27 protein-coding genes are annotated in these 22,481 nt (G+C 67.0%); 12 read left to right on the forward strand and 15 right to left on the reverse strand.

The window, feature by feature from the left end; all coding sequences use genetic code 11:
• Nucleotides 1–25 precede the first annotated feature (25 nt).
• A complete protein-coding gene (locus Q0082_RS05945; protein ID WP_298190844.1) occupies nucleotides 26–916 on the forward strand; it encodes a hypothetical protein in 891 nt (296 codons plus the stop codon).
• On the opposite strand, the gene Q0082_RS05950 is transcribed toward Q0082_RS05945, so the two are convergent.
• Nucleotides 917–1,384 carry a GNAT family N-acetyltransferase gene (locus tag Q0082_RS05950; protein WP_298190923.1) on the reverse strand — a complete coding sequence of 156 codons (468 nt, stop codon included), beginning with the start codon at nucleotides 1,382–1,384 and terminating at the stop codon, nucleotides 917–919. It lies immediately after the preceding gene.
• A 46-nt stretch (nucleotides 1,385–1,430) separates the two neighbouring features.
• Between Q0082_RS05950 and Q0082_RS05955 the strand changes: the two genes are divergently transcribed.
• A complete protein-coding gene (locus Q0082_RS05955) occupies nucleotides 1,431–2,360 on the forward strand; it encodes an isoaspartyl peptidase/L-asparaginase family protein (protein WP_298190845.1) in 930 nt (309 codons plus the stop codon).
• A 121-nt stretch (nucleotides 2,361–2,481) separates the two neighbouring features.
• On the forward strand, nucleotides 2,482–2,928 hold the full coding sequence (locus Q0082_RS05960) for a hypothetical protein (protein WP_298190846.1): 447 nt from the start codon (nucleotides 2,482–2,484) through the stop codon (nucleotides 2,926–2,928).
• A gap of 48 nt (nucleotides 2,929–2,976) precedes the next feature.
• Here the strand turns inward: Q0082_RS05960 and Q0082_RS05965 are convergent, their stop codons facing one another.
• The 7 genes from Q0082_RS05965 to Q0082_RS05995 form a co-directional block, all read right to left on the reverse strand.
• Nucleotides 2,977–3,867, reverse strand: a complete 891-nt coding sequence (locus tag Q0082_RS05965; protein WP_298190847.1) for an RDD family protein — start codon at nucleotides 3,865–3,867, stop codon at nucleotides 2,977–2,979.
• A 38-nt stretch (nucleotides 3,868–3,905) separates the two neighbouring features.
• Entirely contained in the window at nucleotides 3,906–4,985 is a 1,080-nt protein-coding gene (locus Q0082_RS05970) for a stage II sporulation protein M (protein ID WP_298190848.1), read from the reverse strand.
• Nucleotides 4,982–6,313: a DUF58 domain-containing protein gene (locus Q0082_RS05975; RefSeq protein WP_298190849.1), complete on the reverse strand. Its 1,332-nt coding sequence runs from the start codon at nucleotides 6,311–6,313 to the stop codon at nucleotides 4,982–4,984. Before Q0082_RS05975 ends, Q0082_RS05970 begins: the two co-directional genes overlap by 4 nt.
• Before the next feature lie 9 nt (nucleotides 6,314–6,322).
• Nucleotides 6,323–7,279, reverse strand: coding sequence for a MoxR family ATPase (locus Q0082_RS05980; RefSeq protein ID WP_298190850.1), 957 nt, complete (start codon nucleotides 7,277–7,279; stop codon nucleotides 6,323–6,325).
• Nucleotides 7,276–8,586, reverse strand: coding sequence for a DUF4350 domain-containing protein (locus Q0082_RS05985; protein WP_298190852.1), 1,311 nt, complete (start codon nucleotides 8,584–8,586; stop codon nucleotides 7,276–7,278). Before Q0082_RS05985 ends, Q0082_RS05980 begins: the two co-directional genes overlap by 4 nt.
• The gene (locus tag Q0082_RS05990; protein ID WP_298190853.1) at nucleotides 8,583–9,236 is read right to left on the reverse strand and encodes a hypothetical protein; all 654 of its coding nucleotides are present in this window, start codon (nucleotides 9,234–9,236) and stop codon (nucleotides 8,583–8,585) included. The genes Q0082_RS05985 and Q0082_RS05990 overlap by 4 nt, the downstream gene beginning before the upstream one ends.
• A gap of 84 nt (nucleotides 9,237–9,320) precedes the next feature.
• Entirely contained in the window at nucleotides 9,321–10,211 is an 891-nt protein-coding gene (locus Q0082_RS05995) for a prephenate dehydratase (RefSeq protein WP_298190854.1), read from the reverse strand.
• Nucleotides 10,212–10,401: 190 nt separating this feature from the next.
• Between Q0082_RS05995 and Q0082_RS06000 the strand changes: the two genes are divergently transcribed.
• Nucleotides 10,402–11,016, forward strand: coding sequence for a cytochrome c family protein (locus Q0082_RS06000; protein ID WP_298190855.1), 615 nt, complete (start codon nucleotides 10,402–10,404; stop codon nucleotides 11,014–11,016).
• Nucleotides 11,017–11,102: 86 nt separating this feature from the next.
• Here the strand turns inward: Q0082_RS06000 and Q0082_RS06005 are convergent, their stop codons facing one another.
• The 5 genes from Q0082_RS06005 to Q0082_RS06025 all read right to left on the reverse strand — a co-directional run bounded on the left by Q0082_RS06005 (nucleotide 11,103) and on the right by Q0082_RS06025 (nucleotide 14,025).
• Entirely contained in the window at nucleotides 11,103–11,267 is a 165-nt protein-coding gene (locus Q0082_RS06005; protein WP_298190856.1) for a hypothetical protein, read from the reverse strand.
• A gap of 106 nt (nucleotides 11,268–11,373) precedes the next feature.
• Complete coding sequence (infA, locus tag Q0082_RS06010) at nucleotides 11,374–11,631, reverse strand: translation initiation factor IF-1 (RefSeq protein WP_298190857.1); 258 nt, start codon at nucleotides 11,629–11,631, stop codon at nucleotides 11,374–11,376.
• Nucleotides 11,632–11,921: 290 nt separating this feature from the next.
• Nucleotides 11,922–12,554, reverse strand: a complete 633-nt coding sequence (locus Q0082_RS06015; protein WP_298190858.1) for a winged helix-turn-helix domain-containing protein — start codon at nucleotides 12,552–12,554, stop codon at nucleotides 11,922–11,924.
• Between the two features lie 453 nt (nucleotides 12,555–13,007).
• A complete protein-coding gene (locus tag Q0082_RS06020; protein ID WP_298190859.1) occupies nucleotides 13,008–13,748 on the reverse strand; it encodes a metallophosphoesterase in 741 nt (246 codons plus the stop codon).
• 10 nt (nucleotides 13,749–13,758) lie between these two features.
• Nucleotides 13,759–14,025, reverse strand: a complete 267-nt coding sequence (locus tag Q0082_RS06025; RefSeq protein WP_298190860.1) for a hypothetical protein — start codon at nucleotides 14,023–14,025, stop codon at nucleotides 13,759–13,761.
• A 285-nt stretch (nucleotides 14,026–14,310) separates the two neighbouring features.
• Here Q0082_RS06025 and Q0082_RS06030 point away from each other — a divergent pair, with 285 nt between their 5' ends.
• On the forward strand, nucleotides 14,311–14,658 hold the full coding sequence (locus tag Q0082_RS06030) for a UrcA family protein (protein WP_298190862.1): 348 nt from the start codon (nucleotides 14,311–14,313) through the stop codon (nucleotides 14,656–14,658).
• Between the two features lie 131 nt (nucleotides 14,659–14,789).
• Here Q0082_RS06030 and Q0082_RS06035 read toward each other — a convergent pair whose 3' ends face one another.
• Nucleotides 14,790–15,290, reverse strand: a complete 501-nt coding sequence (locus Q0082_RS06035; RefSeq protein ID WP_298190864.1) for a helix-turn-helix domain-containing protein — start codon at nucleotides 15,288–15,290, stop codon at nucleotides 14,790–14,792.
• A gap of 214 nt (nucleotides 15,291–15,504) precedes the next feature.
• On the opposite strand from Q0082_RS06035, the gene Q0082_RS06040 reads away from it, so the two are divergent.
• The 6 genes from Q0082_RS06040 to Q0082_RS06065 all read left to right on the forward strand — a co-directional run bounded on the left by Q0082_RS06040 (nucleotide 15,505) and on the right by Q0082_RS06065 (nucleotide 21,054).
• Nucleotides 15,505–15,855 (forward strand): hypothetical protein, encoded by a 351-nt coding sequence (locus Q0082_RS06040; protein ID WP_298190866.1) that lies wholly within the window; start codon nucleotides 15,505–15,507, stop codon nucleotides 15,853–15,855.
• Nucleotides 15,856–16,005: 150 nt separating this feature from the next.
• Nucleotides 16,006–16,722 carry a hypothetical protein gene (locus tag Q0082_RS06045; RefSeq protein ID WP_298190867.1) on the forward strand — a complete coding sequence of 239 codons (717 nt, stop codon included), beginning with the start codon at nucleotides 16,006–16,008 and terminating at the stop codon, nucleotides 16,720–16,722.
• A gap of 105 nt (nucleotides 16,723–16,827) precedes the next feature.
• Nucleotides 16,828–17,778, forward strand: coding sequence for an SPFH domain-containing protein (locus Q0082_RS06050; RefSeq protein ID WP_298190925.1), 951 nt, complete (start codon nucleotides 16,828–16,830; stop codon nucleotides 17,776–17,778).
• 4 nt (nucleotides 17,779–17,782) lie between these two features.
• Nucleotides 17,783–18,244, forward strand: coding sequence for an NfeD family protein (locus tag Q0082_RS06055; RefSeq protein ID WP_298190868.1), 462 nt, complete (start codon nucleotides 17,783–17,785; stop codon nucleotides 18,242–18,244).
• Nucleotides 18,245–18,348: 104 nt separating this feature from the next.
• Nucleotides 18,349–18,750: a peptide-methionine (R)-S-oxide reductase MsrB gene (gene msrB, locus Q0082_RS06060; protein WP_298190870.1), complete on the forward strand. Its 402-nt coding sequence runs from the start codon at nucleotides 18,349–18,351 to the stop codon at nucleotides 18,748–18,750.
• Nucleotides 18,751–18,912: 162 nt separating this feature from the next.
• Nucleotides 18,913–21,054: a PBP1A family penicillin-binding protein gene (locus Q0082_RS06065; protein WP_298190872.1), complete on the forward strand. Its 2,142-nt coding sequence runs from the start codon at nucleotides 18,913–18,915 to the stop codon at nucleotides 21,052–21,054.
• A 6-nt stretch (nucleotides 21,055–21,060) separates the two neighbouring features.
• Here the strand turns inward: Q0082_RS06065 and Q0082_RS06070 are convergent, their stop codons facing one another.
• Nucleotides 21,061–21,486, reverse strand: a complete 426-nt coding sequence (locus Q0082_RS06070) for a hypothetical protein (RefSeq protein ID WP_298190874.1) — start codon at nucleotides 21,484–21,486, stop codon at nucleotides 21,061–21,063.
• A gap of 119 nt (nucleotides 21,487–21,605) precedes the next feature.
• Between Q0082_RS06070 and Q0082_RS06075 the strand changes: the two genes are divergently transcribed.
• Nucleotides 21,606–22,424, forward strand: a complete 819-nt coding sequence (locus Q0082_RS06075; protein WP_298190876.1) for a helix-turn-helix transcriptional regulator — start codon at nucleotides 21,606–21,608, stop codon at nucleotides 22,422–22,424.
• Nucleotides 22,425–22,481: the final 57 nt, after the last annotated feature.

Here is a 22,481-nt window from a genome sequence, read left to right on the forward strand (position 1 = left end):
GGCTAGTCTTGATACCTTTTCTGCCATGAACCGCCCCGCCGTTGCCTGTCTGGCGATCCTGCTCTCGCTCGGTTCGGCGGCTGCCGCCTGGGCCGAGGCGGACGCCGTTCTTGAGCCCAAGGACAAGTGGGTCCTCAATTACGCCAATGATTCGTGCCGCCTCGCGCGGACGTTTGGCGAGGGTGACGAACAGGTCGTGCTGATCCTCGATCAGTTCCAGCCAGCCGACCGGGTCGACGTGTCGCTGGTCGGGAAGAAGTTCGCGCGCGCGCGTGTCCTCAAGGTTCCGGCGGCGACGAGCTTCGGACCAGACCTCGGCGCGGGCAAGTTCAGCGACGCGCTCATCGGGATCATCGGGGCAGATCGCGATCCGATCCTGATGATGGGCGCCCGTGACCTGCTGAACCGGCCCTTCGTCAAGGGACCGGACACCGAGACCAGGTTTGTCTTCCGGACGACGCCTGAACAGGAAGCCGCCATCAAGGAGCTGCAGATCAGGACCAGCACCCAGACGCTGACGCTCCATACGCAATCGCTGGGGCAGCCGCTGGCGGCGATGCGAAAATGCCTGAAGGATCTTGTCCGTGACTGGGGCTTCGATCCAGAGCAACAGGCCGCGCTCAAGAAGCGCGCCGCGCCGATCAATACCCCGACCGAGTGGGTTCGCACGATGAAGGCGATGCCGCGCGCTGTCCTCGATGGGCAGAGTGCGGTGATCCGCTTCCGGCTGATGGTGGACCCACAAGGCAAACCCACTCAGTGCTTTATCCAGAATGCCACCCTCGCGGCCGAGATCGCGAAGACGACTTGCGACATCCTGCTCAAGGGCGCGCGGTTCTCGCCGGCGCTGGACAGCGAGGGCAAGGCGATCGCCAGCTACTACATCAATTCGATGCGCTGGCTCTCGTCGCCTTAGTCACAGCGCCAGCGTCAGGCACTGGCTGAAATCATCCACCACATAATCGGCAAAAGCCTCGCATTCCTCAAAGCCGTATTTGCGGTAGAGAGCGACGGCGGGTGCGAAAGCTTCGGTGCGGCCGGTTTCGAGGCTCACGCGGGTGTAGCCGCGTCCTTGCGCCACGCGGAGCAAGTGCACCAGCATCGCCTCGCCCACGCCCTTGCCGCGCCATTCCGGCGCGGCGCGCATGGACTTGAGTTCGCCGTGGGTTTCGTCGAGGCGCTTGATCGCACCCATCGCGGCGAGCGCGCCGTTTACGCGGGCGGTGTAGAAGGTGACGCCGGGTTGGCGCAGCTTGTCGAGCGGCAGGGCGTGGACTTTGTCTGCCGGGCTTTCCGCATGCATGCCGCCGAGGTGGAGCGCGACATGCGCCTGCACGTCCGTGCCCGACAGGTCGTCTTCGGTGATTTCCAGGCCTTCGATCATGTGCCCCCCGCTGGTCTTGCCGGGACGATCTGCTATCGCGTTCGCCATGACGGATACAAGTGAAAGCCGCTGGGCCATCGCCATCCACGGCGGGGCCGGTTCGATGACGCCCGAGACGATGGATGCCGCCGGGGCCCAAGCACACGAGGCGGCGCTGGGCGTGGCGCTCGATGCGGGGACTGCGGTGCTCAAGGCGGGGGGATCGGCGCTGGATGCCGTTTGCGCTGCCGTGTCCGCGCTGGAGGATGATCCGCATTTCAACGCGGGGCGCGGCGCGGTGTTCACCTATCACGGCACCAACGAGCTCGATGCGGCGGTGATGGAGGGCGCCACGCGCGGCGCGGGTGCAGTCTGCGGGGTGACGCATACGCGCAATCCGGTGAACCTCGCGCGCACGGTGATGGAGAAGAGCCCGCACGTGTTCCTGAGCGGCGCGGGGGCGGAGGAATTCGCGCGCGAGCAAGGGGTGGAGCAGGTCGATCCGGACTGGTTCGCCACAGAGGCGCGCTGGCAGCAATTGCAGGAACTGAAGGCAAAGAAGCTCGGCTGGTTCGATGCGGGTCTGAAGTACGGCACTGTCGGCGCGGTGGCGGTGGACGCCTCGGGCCACGTCGCGGCGGCGACCTCGACCGGAGGGCTGACGGGCAAGCGCTGGGGGCGCATCGGGGACTCGCCGCTGATCGGCGCGGGGACTTATGCCGACGACCGCGCGGCAGCGGTGAGCTGCACCGGCTCGGGCGAGCAGTTCATTCGCGCCGCCGTGGCGCACGAGATCTGCGCGCGGATGCGCCTTGGCGGCGAGGGGCCGCAGGCGGCGACCGAGGCGGTGCTCGGCGAAGTCGGCGCGATGGGCGGCGTTGGCGGGGTGATCTATGTGACGCCCGCTGGCGAGACGGGCTTTGCCTTTACCACGCCGGGGATGTTCCGGGGCCGTGCGGACAGCGAAGGGCGCCGCGAAGTCGGCATATTTGGTTGATTGACTATGCTGCCCAAGGGGCGCAGCGTCCGCCCGCCTGACATTGAGACATAACGGTTCGCCCGACTGCCCGGCTGAAACCAATGGCGCACCCTGGTGCGCTTTCTCAGGAGGATGTCGCATGAAATCGCTTCGTTTTGCCGCCATGGCTGCGGTCGCACTCGCTTGCGCCGCCCCGGTCGCGGTCAGCGCCCAGCAGTACCCGGTCGTGCCGGGCGACTACGTCTCCGTCTCGATGATCAGTGTCGATGACGGCCACGACCTCGAATATATCAATCACCTCGCCGGGATGTGGCGCAAGGGGCAGGATTTCGCGGTGAAGCAGGGCTGGATCACCGGCTACGAAATCCTGACCAACGAGTTCAAGCGTGCGGGCGAGCCCGACTACTACCTCATAACCCGCTTTGCGAAGTTCGCCGATCCGGCCGAGGAGCAGAAGCGCGAGGACGCCTACACCGCTTATATGGCGACCACCAACACGCAGCTCCAAGCCGCATCGGCGGATCGCGCCAAATATCGCCACCAGATGGGTTCGACCCTGATGCGCAGCTGGAAATGGCGGAACTGAAAGCTGGTTGAACCTTTCCGCGCCGGGGACCGTCCGGCGCGGAATTGTTCAGGCGGCGTGCTTGTCAGCCTTGCGCCGGCCGAGGCGCAGGCCCTGCTCGAGCTGAGCGCGCAGCTGGAGATAGTAGGATTCGAGGAACACCCGCTCCGCGCGATAGGGATAAGGGCGGCCGATCTTGCGGCTGATCGCATCGGCGACGTCGTCGAGCGCGGGTCCGCGCCCATCGCGCAGCATGCGTTCGAGCGTCTGGAGCTCGAACTCGCCGTAGACCGCGAGTTCCTCTGGCGTGAAGGTGAAGGCCTGATCGGCGGCAGCGACCGGCGCGCTGACTGATAGCGCCTCGCCCAGCTTGCGGCGCGGGACTTCGACGACCCAGGTGCCCGCGATGACATCGCCGCAGCGCAGGGCATCGCGGTTGAAGAAGGGAAACAGCACGAAGATCGCGAACCAGACCGCGCCCGCCCAGCTGGCAAGATCGGTGTCGCTGCCCGCCGCGAAGGCCCCGCCGATGAACACCATCGGCATGAACAGCTCGATATCACGCACGATGTTGCGGGCGATCACGGCCTCGGTCGTCAGTCGTTCGGTACCGCGCGCAGCGACGCGGATGCCGGTGATGCGCTTGCCCGGTGTGGCGCCGCGCGGACCGAGCTCGAAGAACAGGAACCATGCGTTGCGGAAGAGGAACATCGCGATGATCCAGATGATGACGAGGGCCTGCAAGGCACGGGCCTTGGGCGAGGCTGCCGTCTCGATCTCGGCGACCTGGATGCCGATGCCGCCCGCGATCCAGATCAGCGTGAGCGTGGTGGCGATCATTGCGGCGCCGATCATCGCCAGATCGAGGAGGAGCGCGGCGGCCCGTGCGCCGCGCGAGGCGAGCACGAATGGCAGCGCCACCCCTTCCGGGGTGATCACCGTGCGGTTGCGGGTGCGCATGCGGGTGCGCATTCTGGTTCTGGGCGCGCGGCTGGCCACTAGCTCTCTCGCCCCGTGCCGCGCCAGACGAAGAAGTAGGCCGTCCAGAACACCAGCATGAAGCTGCCGACGATCAGGCGGCCGGCGGTGTTGTCGATCAGCTGGCGGGCAAAGCCTTCGAGCAGGCCCGCCACGATCAGCATGAGGACGACGCCGACCATGACCTGCGCGGCGCGGCGCCCGGCGGCCGCGGCGGCATCGAGCAGCGCAGCCTCGCCGGGGAAGGCCATCGCGCGGCCGATATGGAGGCCTGCCGCGCCCGCCAGCAGGATCGCGTAAAGCTCGGTCGTGCCGTGGACCGAAAGCCAGCCGACCAGCTCCAGCGTAAGCCCCTGGCCGTGGTACAGCCAGAGCAGTGCGCCGAGCGTGGCGGTGTTCTGGATCAGTAGCATGGCGGACGGGAGGCCGAAGGCAAAGCCGAGGGCAAAGGCGAGGATCGCGACTTGCGCGTTGTTGGAGAACAGCGCGGCAGCGAAGACGGCGAGGCCCTGCTGGCCTTGCTGGCCGAACAGCGTACCCATAAGCACGGCGCGGCTGGCGCCCGGCACGCGCGCATCGGCCATGCCGCCGGGGATCAGGGCGTAATACCAATCGGGATCACTGGCGACAAGCAGCCAGCCCGCCACCGTGCCGCAGACCATCAGCGCCAGTGCGATCAGGATCTCGCTGCTAAGTGCGCGCACGCTGGCGCTCCATCCGCCGCCGAAGAAACGCAGCAGCCAATCGCCGAGCCCGGCGCGCGGGCCATAGACGACGAACCAGGCGCGGCGGGTGAGCACTTCGAGCCAGGCCAGCGTTTCGGCATCGAGCGAGGTTTCGCGCGCGACGGCAAGGCTGGAAACGGCGGTGCGATAGAGCGCGGGGAGCGCGAGGAGGTCTTCGTCCGATACACTGCGCAGCCGCCCGCGCTCGATCCGCGTGACGATGGCATCGAGCCGCTTCCATTCGCCCTCGCGTTCGAGCCGGAAGCGGTCGGAGCGCAGTGCGGCGTCTTCGGCAGCGGCGATTTCGGCGCTGGCAGCGGGGCTGAACCAACCGCCGAGCCGGCCGAGCAGGGAGGGCGCTGCGGGCTCGTTCATCCGAGGCTCCCCGCGCGTTTGACAGAGAGGTATGCATCAAGCAGCCGGTTGCCGATGTGCTGGTGCGGCGCTTCGACGACAAGAATGCCGGCGCGGCGCAAGCGCTGGAGCACGAGCGTGCGCTGGTGCTGCAAGGTGGTGGCGGTGACGGCCATCGCGGCATCCTGCGCGCTGCGGACAGGCGCGCGGACGAAATCGGCAAGTTCGGCATCGGCCATGACAACGAAGATCACGCGGTGCCGCTCGACCAGGCGGCGCATCGATTCGATCATCAGCTCGGCGCTTGTGGGATCGGTGAATTCGGAAAAGACCACGATGAGCGAACGCCGCCGCAGCCGCGCCGCGAGGGTGGAGAGCGCGAGGGTGAAGTTGGGCTGCTCGGCGCTGTAGTCGAGTGCGGCGGCGGCTTCCTGCAGGCGGGCAAATTCGCGCGGGGCGGTGACGAAGGGGCTCAGCACCTGCGGTCGCTGGGCAAACCCGTAGACCGCGACACGGTCATGCGCGCCCAGCGCTATCCAAGCGGTGGTGAGCGCGGCGGTGACGGCGCGGTCGATGCGCGGGAGGCCGGCAATGGGCTCGCACATCGTCTGCCCGCAATCGAAGGCGAAGACGATCTGGTTGTTTCGCTCGGTCTCATACTCCTTGGCAAAGAGCCGGGCGTGGCGGGCGGACGACTTCCAGTCGATGCGGCGGCGGTCCATACCTGGCTCGTATTCGGCGAGCGCCTCGAAATCGGTGCCCTCACCCCGGATGCGGCGGGCGACCATGCCGAACTGGGCATCGCGCAGGAACAGTTGGAGCGCGGGGCTGCGCACCGGGGCGATATTTGGGCGGATGCGGATCACCGCTTCAAGGTCCTGCCGCACCTGCCGGGTGGCGAGCCCCAGCGGTCCTTCCCAGCGCAGCCATACCGCGCTGACCGGACCAAGCCCGCGCCGGGTAGGTGTCGTCTCGATCCGTGCGCTCCATGCGCCGCTGTCGAGCGCCAGCGGGGCGACCAGCCGGCCGCCGGGGGCGAGGCGCGGATCGAGCGCGAGTGCGGCAACCGGCGCGGCGCGCGGAGCCTCGATCCGGAAATCGGCCAGCACGGTGAGCGCGAGCGGTTCGCCCACTTCGCCGTCTTCGGGCACGATCACCTTGAGGCCGGCGAGTGCCGGGGCGAGGAGCGCATCGAGCACGACCGTGACCAGCAGCGCGGCGCCCAGTGCCGGGGCGGCGATCCACGCGCGCGGTGCCGCGGCGGCGATCACCAGCGCCAGCGGCGCGGCAAGCGCCAGCAGCACGGCGGTGCGCGCCGAAGGGTAGAACACCGGGAAAGGCCACCGCAATGCCAAGGGCTATCTCGGCGCTTCGGTGCGCTGGATCAGATCGGCTACGATGGATTCTGCCGCGCGGCCTTCGATTTCCGCGGCCGGGCTGAGCAGCATGCGGTGGCGCAGCACGGCGATGGCGAGCGCCTTCACGTCGTCCGGGATGACATAGTCGCGCCCGTCGAGCGCGGCGCGGGCGCGGGCGGCGCCGGCAAGGACCACGGCCGCGCGCGGGCTGGCACCGGCGGCAAGATCAGCGCTCTCGCGCGTCGCGCGCACAAGGCGGACGATGTAATCGACCACGGTTTCGGACATCGTGACGGTGGTGACAGCGGTGACCGCGGCGGCAATCGCATCGCCTGCCGTCACGGCGCTGACGCCGAGTGCGGCGGGGCTGGGTGCGCCGCGTCCGGCGCCGTAGCGCGTGACGATCTGGGCTTCCTCCTCAGCACTCGGATAATCGACGAGGAGCTTGAACAGGAAACGATCGAGCTGCGCTTCGGGGAGCGGATAGACGCCCTGACTCTCGATCGGGTTCTGCGTCGCGACCACCATGAAGCGGTCCGACAGCGCATACGTCTCACCATCAAGGGTGACACGGCGTTCCTGCATCGCCTCGAGCAGGGCGGCCTGCGTCTTGGGCGGGGTGCGGTTGATTTCATCGCCAAGCAGCAGCTCGTGGAAGATCGGCCCGCGCGTGAGGGTGAACTGGCTGGTCTGGAAGTTGAACAGGTTGGAGCCGAGGATATCGCCCGGCATCAGGTCCGGCGTGAACTGGATCCGCCCGAAATCCAGCCCGAGCGAGGTGGCGAAGCTTTGCGCGAGCAGCGTCTTGGCAGTGCCCGGCGGGCCTTCGAGCAGCACATGGCCGCCCGCGAGCAGGGCGATCAGCAAGTGATCGACGACCCCGTCCTGCCCGACGACGGCCTTGGCCACTTCGGCGCGGATGGCGCCGGCCATGGCGCGGACTTCTTCAAGAGTCATTCGGTGAGGTCCCTTTCAAGGCGTTGCAGGGCAGCTGCGCGCTGCACCACGTCCGCGGAGCGGCGGGCCGCGCGCAGGCGGGCGGCAAGTTCGGAATAGCGCGGCCCGGTCTGGTCGAGCCGGGTTTGCAGGCGGTCGATCGCGGCTTCGGTTTCGGCCGGCGGACGGCCGCGCGGCAGGCCGAGCGCAAGGACCAGCCGCTCACGCGAGGCATCGGCATAAGGTGCGGCGATGAGGCGCAGCCGCCGGGCGCGGCGGATGAGGCCGGCGGTGTTGCGCACCAGCACGGTCTTGCCTAGCGGAATCTCGCGGGTCCCCAGGCGGGCGGGGCCGAAGCGGTTGAAACTGCGCCAGCCGGCGGCGAACAGCGCCATGAAGAAGCACAGCGTGGCAGCAAGGAACGGCGGTTCGAAGGCGAGGGTGAGCAAGTTGCGGCTCGCGCCGAGGCCATTGAGCGTGAGATCGAAGGTGACGATGGGCGGCTTCCCGCCAGCGGCTGCATAGAGGAGGCGGCGCGCCATGAGGCCCGTCTGCTTGTCGGCGAGGCCCCAGTTGTCGAGCAGGTCCGGCTCGAACACCAGCACCACCGGAAAGCTCGACGTGAAGCTGTCATTGGCGGCCTTCTCGTCAGGATCGCCGCCAGGATCGCGCTCCATGCCGATCCACTTTTCGAGCGCGGTATTGCTGCCGTCGCCGGTGAGATAGCCCGCAAGAATCCGACCGTCTCCGGTCTGGACGAGCGCCTGGAGGCCGGGGCCGGTGCCAGCCAATACGGTGCGATCATCGGGCAGCCTGCCGGACAGACCGGAAAAGGCGCCCGTCCCCTTCCAGCCATGCGCTGCAAACTTGGCCAGACCGACCCCGATGTCGTCGTGATAGCCTTTCCATTCGGGCGGTTCGATGCCGTCGATCCGGGTCCAGCCGCGCTTGCTGGCGGGGTTGGCGATGTCAGGGAAGGCGCGCCACTTGGGTGTGACGACGAGGGTCGGGCCGATGGTGCGGCGCGCCTCGACGATCTCGGCAATGTCGCTGCCCTTGGCGCCGGCGGGCGGCGTCAGCACGAGGAGGCCCGGATGCTTGAGCGCATCCTTGCTGCGCGCGCGGGTGACGATGACACCGTCGGCCTCGATCATCGCGGCGAGCCCGGCATAGCCGTTGAGCCCGCGCCCAGCCGCATGTCCGCCGCCGTTGTTGGTCGCCCCGCCGCCGGTGCCGAGCCAGTAGAGCACGGCTATGAAGGCCAGCGCGCCGATCAGCACGATGCCGAGCGACGTGCCCTTGCCGAAAGGTTCTGCCGGGGCGCTCATCGTGCGGATGCGATCTTCTGCAGCGCGAAGGCGGCATAGGCCTCGCGCGCGCGGTGCCAGTCCTCCGCGGCGAGGGCGCGCAAGGCATAGAGGCTGCGTTCGACCTCGCGGGCGATCAGCGTGAAGGCCTGCCGGGCGGCGGTGGGCAGGCCCGGGATCGAGCCGATCTCGCGCGCAGTACTGGAGGGGGAGAGCCAATCCGGCCGGGCGGCGGCAATCAGGTGCACACTGCGCTGGAGCAGGAGGTGGACCGCCTCGTCGAACCGGCCCTCGGCCGCGAGCGCATCGGCATCCTCGAGCAGCGCGAGCGCGGCGGCGCGGTCAATCACCGGTGTTTCGTGTTCGGGCTGGGTGAGCGCGCGGGTCAACTGCCAGCGCTGGTAGAGCGTCCAGAGGATCCACACCGCACCGAGTGCGGCCAATGCGGCGAGCACGATCTCGACCGCACCCCATCCCGTGCCGAGCAACTGGCCCAGCGGTTCAAACAGCTTGGCGAGGAAGCGCATGATCGCGACCAGCCATTCGGGCGGTTCGCTGCGGGGCACCTTGTAGGGCGGGACCGGGGCGTACTGGATGTCGCGCATGGCGCGCGCCGCTTGCCAGGCGCGTTCGCCTGCATCGGCGCTATCCGGTCCCGGTCCTCCTGCCACGCGCGCAGTGGTCGCATGGCGCGCGGGGATCGGGCAAGCGATTATCGCGCCGCTTTGGCGTGTGCGCCGTGCCCTTTCAGGCGGTTAGCCGCGTACCCGCTCGAGCGGATAGGTGCCGAGCATGCGCAGGTCCTTGGCGAAGAAGGTGAGCTCCTCGAAGGCGCGGTCGACGGCAGGTTCACCGGGCGCGCCGACGATATCGGCGAAGAAGGCGGTGGCGGCAAAGCTCGCGCCGCGCTGGTAGCTCTCCAGCTTGGTCATGTTGACGCCGTTGGTCGCGAAACCGCCGAGCGCCTTGTAGAGCGCGGCGGGGATGTTGCGCACCTCGAACACGAAGGTGGTGATCGCGGGGCCGGTAATCGTGGACAGCTCGAGCGGCTCGCGCGACAGCATGACGAAGCGGGTCATGTTGTCGTGGGCGTCCTCGATGTTCTCCTCGACCAGCGTGAGGCCATAGAGTTCGGCTGCGATGCGCGGCGCGATGGCCGCGGCGGCCGGATCGCCGAGTTCGGCGACGTAGGCGGCGGCGCCCGCGGTATCGGCATAGGACATCGGCACGATGCCCCGTGTCCGCAGGTAGTGGCGCGACTGGCCGAGCGCCTGCGGGTGGCTGTAGGCACTGGTGAAGGGCCCGGTGCCGAGGCCCATCAGGCAGGCGTGGATCGGCATGAAATGCTCGCCGACGATCGAGAGGCCGCTTTCGGGCAGGAGAAAGTGGATATCGGCGACGCGGCCATGCTGTGAATTCTCGATCGGAATGATCGCTTGTCCGGCACGGCCGTCCTTCACCGCCTCAAGCGCATCCTCGAACGAGAAGCAGGGCAGCGGCAGGCAATACGGCAGCGCTTCCAGCGCGGCGCGGTGCGAATTGGCGCCCGGTGCACCCTGAAACGCAACCGCGCGCGCCGGGTCGGCGGCGGCGGCGGCGGTCATCTCGGCGACGAGGCGGGCGGCGGGGGCGGGGTAGCTGGCCATGGAACGAGGCGCTTAAGCTCCCTGCGCGGGCGGGACAAGGCGCTTTTGCAGCCGCCAACCATATGCGACTAAGCGTTTCTTATCGGACAACCCATTGCAATCGCTCTTGCGCACGCGCGGGGGCGTGACTAGAGCGACGGCGAAAATTCACGCGGCGCGCGGGCCGTGCAAACTCCATATGGGGCTCGGAATGGACGATCGTTTCAATACCATTGCCGGTTGGACCTTGTTCGGCGGCATCGTTGCGCTGGGGCTTTCTAGCCTTTCGGGCCACTACTTTCTGGCCGACAAGGAACACCGTCCGGAAAAGATGGGCTATGTGATCGAAGGCGTCGAGGCCGAGGGCGGCGCGGGCGCCGCTGTTGCCGAGCCGATCGCCAACCGCCTCGCCAAGGCCGATGTCGCCAAGGGTGAAGCCACCTTCGCCAAGTGCAAGGCCTGCCACACGATCGCGCAGGGCGGGGCCAACGGCATTGGCCCGAATCTGTGGGGCGTGGTGGGTGAGGCCCAGGCCGCCGGGCGCGGTGGCTATGCCTTCTCCGATGCGCTCAAGGCCAAGGGCGGCAAGTGGGATTTCGCCAGCCTCGATGAATGGCTGACCTCGCCCGCCAAGTACGCGACCGGCACCAAGATGTCGTTCGCCGGCATCGGCGATGCGCAGCAGCGCGCCGATGTGATTCTCTATCTCAATTCGCAGGGCAGCAGCCTGCCGCTCCCCGCCGCCGAAGCGGCTGCGGCTCCGGCTGCAGACGCCTCCGCGCCTGCGGCGGATGCCAGCGCCGAGGCGAGCGAAGCCGCCAAGTAAGCGCACGGAACCTGCAAAGAAAAGGCCCCCGGTCCCCGATTTCAATCGCGGACCGGGGGCCTTTTTCGTTGCAGTCTCGGCTTGGGTCAGTCGACCATCTGCTGGACGATCTGCCGCAATTCCTGCGGTGTCAGCACCGGCGAGGTGCGCCGGGTCGGCGCGCTGCGGTGGTCTGGCCGCGATGCCCGGCGGGCCGGGAGAAAGCTGTGGCTGATCGTGAAGGCGTGCGTGGTGTTCAAAATCGGTGTCATGAAAATCCCTGGCGCGCAGCGCGCGCCGATATGTTGAAGATATGCGAGGCGAGGGCGCTGCAGGACATCCTGCGCACCTGGGCAGCCTCTGGAGTTGTGCGAAGTGCTAGCGGCGCTTCTTGAACGCGCCGCCGCCACCACCGGCGACCTTTTCGCGGAAGACGATGCGACCCTTGGTGAGGTCGTAGGGCGTCATTTCCACTTTCACGCGGTCACCCACGATCGAGCGGATCCGGAACTTGCGCATCTTGCCTGCGGTGTAGGCGATGATGCGGTGTTCGTTTTCCAGCATCACGCCGAAGCGTCCGTCGGGCAGGATCTCGTCGATCTGGCCGTCGAGGGTCATCACGTCTTCCTTCGCCATAGCTCAGCCCTCCACAGGACGGGCAGGAGTGGCGAGGCGACGTAGGCGGTAGTCTGCGGGCATCTTGGCCCCTTTCACAGGAACAGGGTACGCGGCAGCAAACAGTGCAGCCGGTGCTGGTGGCGTGAGAGGGGAAAATTCGGCCCGGACCAGAATCCGGTTCAAGAAAATCCGTCGCAGGCGACGATAGCCTTGTCGATATGGGTGTCCCTTGCCGAAAAGTCAATGTCGCGCTGAATCAAATGCAGAATCGGCTCCGTCACAGTGGGCCGGATTGGTCGGAAAGTGCCCTAGGCGCTGGTAATCTTGTACGATCCCTGCCCGCCCGGAACGAGGACGTAGGGCGGCTTGAGCTTGGCGCGCAAGTTCGAGGCGAGCACCTTGAGATAGTTGTACGAGAGCTCGTCATTGCCCCGGCTGAGTTCGGTCCTGAGTTTGTAATGGGAGACCGGCTCTCCGATGCGGCCCACCAGCAAGGTCAGCAATTGCCGTTCGCGCTTGCCGAGCAGATGGACGTGGGCAATCCGGTCGAGCGAGCTTGCCAGCTCCTGCTCGGCGCGCGCCTGCTGCGCCGCGGCCTGATAGCGGGCAAGGATCACCGCGCAGCGCGCCTTGGCCTCTTCGGGCGACATCCGCGCGCTGTCGAACACGTCGTCGAACCCGGCATTCAGGGCCTTGGCCCGCTTGCTCGCAAGGCTGCCGTGCATCAGGGCGATCTTGACCTTGCGCGCGAGGATCGGGCGATTGATGCGCAGGAAGCGCGCGGCACGCACCGGATCGTTGCCGCCGATGATCAGGGCTTCGTAATCCTCTTCCGCGATCGACAAAAACCGTGTCTCCAGATCGACGAACGTGTGCTGCTCGACCGCATCGAAAGCGCTCAGCATCCAGGCATCGCGGGTATCGCGGTGAAGATCGTTCATGGAAAGGTAGCGGATCTGGCTGGGTCTGGATTGCATGTAAGGCCGATCATCGGAAACAAAGGCGGTGTCAGGCAACGCTGCCTCCGTTTGCATGAGTGCGTCGGCCGGCACTTCCGTCGCCGAATCCAACCAGGTTCCTATCGAACTATAGGAAAGCATATATGACCATCGTGGAGGGGTTGTCTAATGTGGCTTTGCGGAGTGATTGCACCTGCGGCGCATGGCCGCGGACGCCGAATCCTGCGCTTCCCTATAGAATAGCTCTGCCGGGTTGCGGATTCGGCGGAACAGAACGTTAATTTTCAGACACGTTCTGCAATATTGAATAGGCTATATTGCGACGCTTTCCGACCGGAATGGTAAAAAAACTGCCGTTCGGGGATGAACGATATTGGTCATAGCCATATCGAATAAGATAAGACAAACTATAACTTTAATTATAAGCAATGATGCTTAGGCGCCGGGCATCGCCGCGTGGCGCATGTGAACACGCAATCCGCCTTCATCGATGATCAGTTCGTTGAAGCCCGCAGGCGTTGCACGCAGGCGCTGCGACAGGGTTCCCGCGCCGATCATGCGCACGGGGCCGTTCGCCGTGGGGTGCATGATATCAAACGAATCGTGCACGTGGCCCGAGAGCACGCCCAGCACGCCGCGCCGGGCCAGCGCCGCCAAAGCGCGCGAACCGCCGCGGGTGAGCGCCTTGCCGCGGGTACCGGTCTCGACCAGCGGGTGGTGGCAGGCGACGAGGGCGCGGGTGCCCGCTGGCAGCGCGTCGAGTGCAGCGAGGCAGGTGGAAAGGCTCCGCTCGCTGACGCGGCCTTTGGACCAGTTGAGCCGCAGTTGCGCACGGGCGGTGGTCTTGAGCGGGACGACCGCGAGGCCGGGCAGGGCAATGCCGTGCTCCACCGCGCCCTGAAGCGTACGGAAGCGGCGATAAGGATCGAAAAAGCGTTCGGCGAGGTTGAAATAGGGAAGGTCGTGGTTCCCCACCTCGACGGTGACTGGCACCCCCAGCCCGCGGATCCACGCCGCTGCCGCCGCAAACTCTCGGTGCCGCGCGCGCATGGTGAGGTCGCCGGTGATCGCGACGGCATCCGGCCGTTCCCGCGCGACGCACGCCGCGACCCAATCGAGCGCGGCCGTGTCCTCGAGCCCGAAGTGCACGTCACTGATGTGGAACAGGCGGATCATGGCATCCTGCCTAGACCTTCCCGGAGAGGATAAGCCAAGCTGAAAACGCATTGAGCAGGCTGTAGGCCAGATAGGCGAGCGCGCCCCATGCCACGCCTTCGGAGGCGAGGAGCAGCCCGCCCAGCAGCATCAGGAACTCCACGACCAGCGAAAAACGCGAACTGAGCGCGTGGTAGAACCACGGCATCTGGTCCAGCAGCGGATGGCCACTGTCCATGATCGCCTGGTGCAGGGCGAAGTTTCCGACGCCGAGCAGGAAGATGATCAGAATCGCCATGCCTCCCGACGATAGGGGGCCGCTGCCGGTCTGTCACGCCGGCGCGCGGCATGACCTGTCGCTCGTGGAGCAGGATCAGCCGTTTGTCGGGCTCGGCGGCGGTTTGTCGGCGCGATGGAGAGCCCTGTCGAGCGTGGCGCGCGGCGATCACGCAAATCACCTAGCAGAATAGTCATGCGGCGGTGGCGAGGCTCCCACAACGGACCTGCCAGCCCAACCACCGCTCTCCGCCGGACCGCCCGCAGCGGCACGGCAACAAGTGCAACCCAAGCTAAGGAAACTGCCATGTTCAAGAACGCTCTGATCGCCGCGGGCCTTGCCGGCCTGGTGTTTGCCGCCCAGCCCGCCTTCGCCAGCCCTGCCGCCCCGGCCGAGACTTCCTCCGACGCGGTCGTCAAGCATCGCCTGGTGCAGTACGCCGATCTTGATCTTTCGACCGCCGCCGGCCAGGCCAAGTTCGACGCCCGCCTGCGCCGCGCCGCCGCTGCGGTGTGCGAAGCCAACTACGGTCCGCACCCGCTCGCCGAGACGATGGAAGCGCGTCGCTGCTATCGCAATGCGGTCCAGTCCGCGCAGCGGGCGATGGCGGATCGGGGCGCGCGCTCCAGCACCGTCAAGGTCGCCGCGCGCTGAACGATACCGGTTCACGAAACGTGTGACGCAGCAGGCAATCAGTCCCAGCCGCTGCCGCCGTGAAGGGTCGCTGCCAAGCCGAGTGTTCCTGCCCCCGGGACCGGCCAGGCGGCGACCCGCTTTTTTCGGTATCAGTTGGCAGCGCGCAGGCGCGAAGCGGCTTCCAGCCTGTCGGCCTCGACGTCGGCCCATTCGCGCCACATCAGGTCTGCGCCTTCGAGCACGCGATCATCGTGTGCGCGGATGGTGATGGGCAGGATCGGCATCCCGTCGCGGCAATCGCACAGGACGGGATTGGCGGGGACGTTCATTTCCCACTTCTCCCCCCATTGGCGCAGCGCCAGCATGGCGGGCAGCAGGTCCATGCCCTTGGGCGTGAGGCGGTATTCGATACGCCGGCGGTCATCCGCGCAATGCTCGCGCTTGAGGATGCCTGCCTCGACCAGCCGGGAGAGCCGGTTGGAGAGAATGTTGCGGGCGATCCCGAGCGCGTCGAGGAACTCCTCGAAGTGGCACACCCCGTTGAAGGCGGCTCTCAGGATCATGAAGGACCATCGCTCGCCCATCGCTTCCAGAGCGGCGGGGAGACCACAGACGGCGAGGTCGGCGAGGGATTCGCGGAGTTTTCCCATGACGCTTTGTTACATACCTTAATCCGGAGAGCAATGTAAGTTTCTAGTTGCAACTCGAAACCTAATGAAGTAGGTATCGATTCGCAACGGAAATCGCATCCTCTCCACCCGGCGGTCCGGGCCGGCCCCTCAAACACGGGGCGCGCTTCGGTCCGGACCGCCAACCCCGCAGTTTCCGGGCACACGTTGTCAGACAAGACCAAGGGGAAGTATCATGATTGCCACCCGCAACAGCGCCATTCGTCAGCTGCTTCCGGCAGTGCTCGCGCTCTTCGGCACCGCCGCCACCTTCGCGGTGACCGCGACGCCCGTCCGCGCGGCAGACAGCAATGCCTATTATTCGGTGACGCTCGCCGCGCCGGTCGCCAAGCCTGCCAAGCTGATGCTGGGCGATGTGCTGTGGAGCTGCGCCGGTGACACCTGCTCGGCCGGCGCAGACACTGCCCGCCCGGTGGTGGTGTGCACCAAGCTCGCCGCCAAGGTCGGCACGATCAACAAGTTTGCCACCCCCAAGGGCGAGCTGGCGGCCGAAGAAATGGCCCGCTGCAACACGCCCAAGGCTTGAGGCCAACCGGATTACCCGTCTCTTCAGCGCGCCTTCCACCCACACCCTGAAGCGCGCCCCTCACACGGCTGCGGCACAATCTCCCTGGATTGTCCGCGGCCGTTTTTTTGCCTTGCGCATTAGTGGCTGACGGCGCGCCGCTCGCTCCCTATGCTGGCGGCGATGCTGCGTTTCCTCTCCGCCGCCGCGCTGATCCTCGCGCTTGTCACCTCGCCGCTGGCGGCCGCGCCCGGTGCGCCTGCTGTACCCGACGCCGCGCTGAAGGCCGATCTGCACTGCGCGGCGGCCTTCGCGATCGCCGCGTCCGAGCAAGCGCGGGGCAGTGCGGCGGCGCTGGCGCTGCCGGCGCTGGCGGTGCGTGGCAAACGCTTCTTTGCCGACACCGGCGCGCGCGCGGTCGAGCAGGGCGGGATGACGCAGGAAGCGGTCCGTGCGCTGCTCATCGCCGAAGTGACCGCGATGCAGCGAAGGGCGGCGGCCGATCCCGCCAACCCTGAGCCCGACCGCGAACTGGCTGGTGAGGTCAGGCCCTGCCTCGCCCGGCTTGATGCCGCAGTCCCGCCGCTGCAGACCCCTGACCTCGCGCAATGCGCCGCGATCCTGACGCTCGCCTGGGAAGAGGAACGGACCAAGGGGCCGGACACCGCCGCCGCGCGCGATCTCCAGACGCTCGCGCAAGTCCTCGCGACCCGCGCCCGCGACGCCCAGATCGCCGCAGGCAAAAGCGGCGACGGGGCGGATGCAGCCGTCGAAGCCGCGCGCGATGCCATGCGCGCCGAAGTGGCGAGCCGGCCCGGCGGGGTGGACAACTACGACATCCGGCACTGCTACGATCTCGCCGCGCCGGATGCGAAATCGCACTACTAAAGCGCTGCGATTGCGGTAGGTTGTGCCGATAGACAAGCGTGGAGGGGACTGGGCGTGGAAGCGGTACTGATCCTGATCGTGGGGTTGGCGGTGGTCTATCTGGCCATGGGTATCCGGGTGGTGCGCCAGGGCCATGTCTACACGATCGAGCGGCTGGGTCGCTTCTCGCTCGCGGCGCAGCCGGGGCTCCATTTCATCGTGCCGTTCATCGACCGGGTCGGCCACAAGGTGAACATGATGGAGCAGGTGCTCGATATTCCGGGGCAGGAGATCATCACCCGCGATAACGCCATGGTCGGGGTCGATGCGATCGTCTTTTTCCAGGTGCTCGATGCGGGCAAGGCGGCCTACGAGGTTTCCAACCTCTATGTCGCGATCATGCAGCTGACGACGACGAACCTGCGCACGGTGATGGGCTCGATGGACCTCGACGAGACGCTTTCCAAGCGCGACGAGATCAATGCGCGGCTGCTGAATGTGGTCGATCATGCCACTTCGCCGTGGGGCCTCAAGATCACCCGCGTGGAGATCAAGGATATTCGCCCGCCTGCAGACATTTCCAATGCGATGGCACGCCAGATGAAGGCCGAACGCGAGAAGCGCGCGCAGATCCTCGAGGCGGAAGGTTCGCGCGCGTCCGAAATCCTGAAGGCCGAGGGCCAGAAGCAGGCGCAAATCCTTGAGGCCGAGGGGCGCAAGGAAGCCGCGTTCCGCGATGCAGAGGCGCGCGAACGCTCGGCCGAAGCCGAAGCGCGAGCGACTGCGGTGGTTTCGGAAGCCATTGCTTCGTCCGGCACGCAGGCGCTCAATTACTTCGTCGCGCAGAAATACGTCGAGGCGGTCAAGGAGTTTGCCACCTCGCCCAATGCCAAGACGATCCTCTTCCCGATCGAGGCGACACAGCTGGTCGGCGCGCTGGGCGGGATCGGGGATCTGATCAACGATGCGGTCGGCGTGAAGCCGGGTGGGCCGGGTGCGCCGCCAGCTGGTCCGCGCGTGCCGCGCGTGGTGCCGCCGCCACCCCCCAGCCCGCCGGCGCCGCCGGTGCAGGGCTGAAGTCATGGCGCTCGTGACGCAGCTTCTCGGCCTGCATTGGGGCTGGATGGCGCTGGGCGTGGCGCTCGCCATCGCCGAGATCGTGGCGCCGGGCTATTTCCTGATCTGGCTGGCGGCGGCGGCGCTGCTGACCGGCCTGGTCGCGGCGACGATGCCGGTCGGGCTCGAGGGCGAGATCATCCTCTTCGTCGTGCTCTGCGCGCTGGCGCTGGCCGCAGGGCGGCGCTGGGTGCTGCGCCATCCGGTGGCGAGCGCCGATCCACTGCTCAACGACCGCGGCGGACAGATCATCGGGCAAAGCGTGGTCGTCACCCATGTGATCGAGGGCGGCCCGGAAGGCGGGATGGGGCGCGTGCGTCACGGCGATACCGAATGGCTCGCGCGCGGGCCCGATGCGCAGCCCGGCACGCGGATGCGGGTGACGGGCGCCGATGGCACGGTGCTGCTTGTCGAACATCTGCACTGATCGGGCGCGGATGCCTTGATGGCCCGCTTGCCGAGCGGGCAGGCGCTTCCCATATCCGCGTCAGAAATTCCCGCTTTCCTCCCCGAGACAGGATGATCCCAGCCATGCCCGACAAGATGAACCTGACCGATGCCGAGTGGCGCGCCCGGCTCTCGCCCGAGCAGTACCAGGTCCTGCGCCAGGGCGGCACCGAGCGGGCCTTCACCGGCAAGTATGAAAAGAACAAGCTCACCGGCCAGTATCACTGCGCCGGCTGCGGGGCGCCGCTGTTCGAGAGCGACACAAAGTACGATAGCGGCTCGGGCTGGCCGAGCTTCACCGCGCCGGTTGATCCCGAAGCGGTCGACGAGCACCGCGATGTGAGCCACGGCATGATCCGCACCGAAGTGCGCTGCGCGCGCTGCGACGGGCATCTCGGCCACGTGTTCCCCGATGGCCCCGGGCCGACGGGCCTGCGCTACTGCATGAACAGTGCGGCGCTCGATTTCACCCCGGAAGAAGACTGAAGGGTCTGCGCGGCAGGCTTTGGCCCGTTACGATTGTCCCCGACGCAATCATATCCTGCGGGTTAACCCTGTGTTCCGAATCGCCTATGCATCACGCGCCGCGATGAGGCGTGCCCACCATGACGAGCGGGCGGCCTGCATGAGGGAGTTGACGCAAAGCTGATGGCCAGACGGGACTTCCCAAACCGTTCCGAACCGGAGCGCTCGTCTTCGCGGCGCCGGCGTGATCCGGAAGAGCGTTCGTTCCTGAGCCGGTGGCTGCGGCGCCTGCTGGTGTGGGGCACCGCGCTCACGCTGCTGGGCGCAATGGCGCTGGCCATAGCGGTCTTCGTTACCGAGCGATCGCTGCCCAGCTACGAACGGATGAAGTCGACCCAGACCGGGCAGACCATCGTCGTGCGCGCGAGTGACGGCTCCGAGATCGTGACGCTGGGGCCGAGCTACGGGCGCTGGGTGCCTTATGAGCGCATTCCGCAGACGCTCAAGGACGCGATGATCTCGGTCGAGGACCGGCGTTTCCGCGATCACTGGGGCGTCGATCCCATCGGCATCGTGCGCTCGGTTGTGGTGCGTATCCAGACCGGGCACTGGCGGCAGGGCGGCTCGACGATCACGCAGCAGCTGGCGCGCAACATCTTCCTCAACAACAGCCGCACGTTCGATCGCAAGATCCGCGAAGCGCTGCTGGCGATGGCGATCGAGGCAAAGTTCTCCAAGGACCAGGTGCTCGAGCTCTATCTCAACAAGGTCTATTTCGGCGGCGGCGCCTATGGCGTCGATTCGGCAGCGCGCAAATTCTTCGGCCATTCGGGCGAGCAGCTGAACCTTGCCGAGGCGGCGATCATCGCGGGCCTCGTCAAGGCGCCTTCGCACTATTCACCGACCGCCGATGCCCGTGCCGCGGTGGACCGCGCCAAGGTCGTGGTGCAGACGATGCAGGACGCCGGCGCGATCACGCCCGCAGAGGCAGCGGCGGTCGATCTCAAGGCGGTGAAGCTTGCCGCCGAGCAAGGCCAGAATTCGGCCCGGTACTTCACGGACTGGGTGCTGCCGCAGCTCGATCTGCTGCTGCCGGACAACGACCAGCCGATCGAGGTGTGGACGACGCTGGACCCCGCCGCACAGCACGCCGCGACCGATGCGATTCAGGCCAATGTGCCCAAGGGCGCGCAAGGCGCGCTGGTCAGCCTCGACCGTGACGGAGCGGTGCTGGCGATGGTTGGCGGCACCGATTACGTGACTTCGAACTACAACCGCGCGGTCAATTCGGTGCGCCAGCCGGGCTCGGCGTGGAAGCTCTTCGTCTATCTTGCCGCACTGGAAGCGGGGTATACGCCCGACGCCAAGGTCAAGGACGAACCGGTGACGATCGACGGCTGGAGCCCGCGCAATTCGGGCGGGACCTATGCCGGCGAGATCGACGTGCGCAGCGCTTTTGCCTATTCGAAGAACACGGTGGCGGCGCAGCTCGGCAACGAAGTCGGCTTTGGCGCTGTCGCCAACATGGCGCGCCGCTTTGGCATCACCACACCGATCAACACGCTGCCCTCGATGGTGCTCGGCTCTTCCGACGTGCGCGTGATCGACATGGTGCGCGCGTTCGCGGCAGTCCAGGCCAAGGGCACGGCGGTGACCCCTTACGGCATCCGCAAGATCACCTCGACCGAGGGCGAAGTGCTCTACAGCCACCGCCCCGATCCGGCGCAGCAGCTGGTGCCGAACTTCGTCGCGGCGGGGATCACCGATCTGCTGCAATCGGCAGTGAGCATCGGCACCGGCCGCGCGGCGCAGATCGGGCGGCCTGTCGCGGGCAAGACCGGCACCACGAGCTCAAACAAGGACGGCTGGTTCCTCGGTTTCTCGAGCGGGATCACCACCGGCGTGTGGATGGGCCGCGACGATGCGCGTCCGGTTCCGGGCCTGCAGGGCGGCACCGCGCCCGCACGCGCCTTTGCCGCCTACATGAAGATCGCCACGGCCAAGCGACCGCCGGAGAAGTTCGACACCGATCTCAAGCTGCCGCAGTGGCAGCTCGAGCCCGATGACGAGGTGATGCAGGCCAATCCGGACGGTTATTTCTACGCCGATCCCGATGGTAACATCGTCGAGCCGGGGGCCCAGGGCAGCGGGCAGAACCGCGTGCCGGGAGGAGATGGTCCGATGCCTGGCGGCGAGCAGGGCATCACGGTGCCCGACGGTCCGCCTGCGGCTGGCGACGATTTTCTCAGCCGCGCAACGGGCAAGCAGACCGATCCGGCGGCGCGTCCGCGGCCCAAGCCCGCAGCGAGCCCGAAGCCGAACTGACCCTGCTCAGCCGTCGCGGGCGAGCACCTTGCTCCCTGCGACGCCGATCAGGAACATGGCCAGTGCCAGCGTGTTGGGCACGACGTTGAGCCCGAATCCGGTGGCGACGGACAAGGTGCTGTCGAGCGCGTACCATGATGCCATGCCGACCGTGGCGGCGAGCCAGAGCGGCCGTCCGGCGCGGCCCATGGCGACGGCCTGCCGCAGCACGAGCGCGAACATCACCATCCAGCCGAGGAACACGCCGCCAAGAATGCCGATCATGAACCGGCCGGCGGGCGTGAGGTCCGTCGGCGGGCCCATGCTGGTGAGCGCCAGTCCCATGCGCAGCGGCGCGTCGGTGCCGGGAAGGGCACCGCCAGCGACGATGAGCGCGAACACGATCATCGAAACCAGCCAGAACTGGAACCAGGCTTGCCAGAAGGGGCTCATGCACATGCTCTCCTTGTATCCGGCGATCTGGTGGCAGAGGCGGCGGGAGCGAATCAATTACCTCCGGGGTTATTGAAGCGCTGCCGCCGCGCTGCGACACTCGCGTCATGGACATGGGAATGGATGGATTCGCGCGGCTACTGCGCGAATGGCGGCAGAAGCGGCGGTGGTCGCAATTGGACCTGGCGCTGACATCGGGCGTTTCCCAGCGCCATATCAGTTTCCTCGAATCCTCTCGGGCAAATCCGAGCCGGGCGATGATCCTGCAGCTGAGCGAGGCGCTCGACGTGCCGCTGCGGACGCGCAACCTCTGGCTGACTGCAGCCGGCTTCGCGCCACTCTACGCCGCGCGCACGCTCGATGATCCGCAGATGGCGCAAGTGATGGGGGCGGTGCGCATGATGCTGAGCGCGCACGAACCCTATCCGGCGCTGGCGCTCGACCGGGCGTGGAACGTCCTGATTGCCAATCGTCCGTTCGAGGCGCTGACGGCGCTGCTCGGCGCCGATCTCTGGGAGCGGGTGGGGGATGGGACGCGGAACCTGATGCGCCTGTTTTTCCACCCGCAAGGCATCCGCTCGCTGGTGACCAACTGGGCCGCAGTCGGTCCGCTGCTGTGGCAGCGTGCGACGCGCGAGGCGCATGAGCTGGGCGGGGCAGACATGCAGGCGGTGCTCGACGAGCTGGCGCCATTCCAGGAGCCCGAGGTGCTGTGGTCGGCGATGGATAGCGCGCTGCTGCCGGTGGTGCCGTTCAAGCTGGCGCTGGGCGAGCAGCGGCTGGCGCTGTTCGCGGTGATCGCCACCTTCGGCACCGCGCAGGATGTGACGACCGACGAGCTCAGGATCGAGACGCTGTTTCCCGCCGATGCCGAGACCGAGGCGCTGTTTCGGCACTTGCTGCTGCCGCCTGCGCAGCCGGAGTACCTGCCGCTATAACGCCCGAGGTAATTGGCAGCATTCCCTGGCCGGTTCATGGTCCTCCCGGCGCACAGA

Origin of the sequence: Novosphingobium sp. (genome assembly GCF_027489515.1) — a bacterium.
GTDB lineage: Bacteria > Pseudomonadota > Alphaproteobacteria > Sphingomonadales > Sphingomonadaceae > Novosphingobium.

Coding starts and splice junctions, on each gene's coding strand:
- Q0082_RS05945 (WP_298190844.1), top strand. CDS start 26: ATGAACCGCCCCGCCGTTGCCTGTCTGGCGATCCTGCTCTCGCTCGGT.
- Q0082_RS05950 (WP_298190923.1), bottom strand. CDS start 1,384: ATGATCGAAGGCCTGGAAATCACCGAAGACGACCTGTCGGGCACGGAC.
- Q0082_RS05955 (WP_298190845.1), top strand. CDS start 1,431: ATGACGGATACAAGTGAAAGCCGCTGGGCCATCGCCATCCACGGCGGG.
- Q0082_RS05960 (WP_298190846.1), top strand. CDS start 2,482: ATGAAATCGCTTCGTTTTGCCGCCATGGCTGCGGTCGCACTCGCTTGC.
- Q0082_RS05965 (WP_298190847.1), bottom strand. CDS start 3,867: ATGCGCACCCGCAACCGCACGGTGATCACCCCGGAAGGGGTGGCGCTG.
- Q0082_RS05970 (WP_298190848.1), bottom strand. CDS start 4,985: ATGAACGAGCCCGCAGCGCCCTCCCTGCTCGGCCGGCTCGGCGGTTGG.
- Q0082_RS05980 (WP_298190850.1), bottom strand. CDS start 7,279: ATGACTCTTGAAGAAGTCCGCGCCATGGCCGGCGCCATCCGCGCCGAA.
- Q0082_RS05985 (WP_298190852.1), bottom strand. CDS start 8,586: ATGAGCGCCCCGGCAGAACCTTTCGGCAAGGGCACGTCGCTCGGCATC.
- Q0082_RS05995 (WP_298190854.1), bottom strand. CDS start 10,211: ATGGCCAGCTACCCCGCCCCCGCCGCCCGCCTCGTCGCCGAGATGACC.
- Q0082_RS06000 (WP_298190855.1), top strand. CDS start 10,402: ATGGACGATCGTTTCAATACCATTGCCGGTTGGACCTTGTTCGGCGGC.
- Q0082_RS06005 (WP_298190856.1), bottom strand. CDS start 11,267: ATGACACCGATTTTGAACACCACGCACGCCTTCACGATCAGCCACAGC.
- infA (WP_298190857.1), bottom strand. CDS start 11,631: ATGGCGAAGGAAGACGTGATGACCCTCGACGGCCAGATCGACGAGATC.
- Q0082_RS06015 (WP_298190858.1), bottom strand. CDS start 12,554: ATGAACGATCTTCACCGCGATACCCGCGATGCCTGGATGCTGAGCGCT.
- Q0082_RS06020 (WP_298190859.1), bottom strand. CDS start 13,748: ATGATCCGCCTGTTCCACATCAGTGACGTGCACTTCGGGCTCGAGGAC.
- Q0082_RS06025 (WP_298190860.1), bottom strand. CDS start 14,025: ATGGCGATTCTGATCATCTTCCTGCTCGGCGTCGGAAACTTCGCCCTG.
- Q0082_RS06030 (WP_298190862.1), top strand. CDS start 14,311: ATGTTCAAGAACGCTCTGATCGCCGCGGGCCTTGCCGGCCTGGTGTTT.
- Q0082_RS06035 (WP_298190864.1), bottom strand. CDS start 15,290: ATGGGAAAACTCCGCGAATCCCTCGCCGACCTCGCCGTCTGTGGTCTC.
- Q0082_RS06040 (WP_298190866.1), top strand. CDS start 15,505: ATGATTGCCACCCGCAACAGCGCCATTCGTCAGCTGCTTCCGGCAGTG.
- Q0082_RS06045 (WP_298190867.1), top strand. CDS start 16,006: ATGCTGGCGGCGATGCTGCGTTTCCTCTCCGCCGCCGCGCTGATCCTC.
- Q0082_RS06050 (WP_298190925.1), top strand. CDS start 16,828: ATGGGTATCCGGGTGGTGCGCCAGGGCCATGTCTACACGATCGAGCGG.
- Q0082_RS06055 (WP_298190868.1), top strand. CDS start 17,783: ATGGCGCTCGTGACGCAGCTTCTCGGCCTGCATTGGGGCTGGATGGCG.
- msrB (WP_298190870.1), top strand. CDS start 18,349: ATGCCCGACAAGATGAACCTGACCGATGCCGAGTGGCGCGCCCGGCTC.
- Q0082_RS06065 (WP_298190872.1), top strand. CDS start 18,913: ATGGCCAGACGGGACTTCCCAAACCGTTCCGAACCGGAGCGCTCGTCT.
- Q0082_RS06070 (WP_298190874.1), bottom strand. CDS start 21,486: ATGAGCCCCTTCTGGCAAGCCTGGTTCCAGTTCTGGCTGGTTTCGATG.
- Q0082_RS06075 (WP_298190876.1), top strand. CDS start 21,606: ATGGATGGATTCGCGCGGCTACTGCGCGAATGGCGGCAGAAGCGGCGG.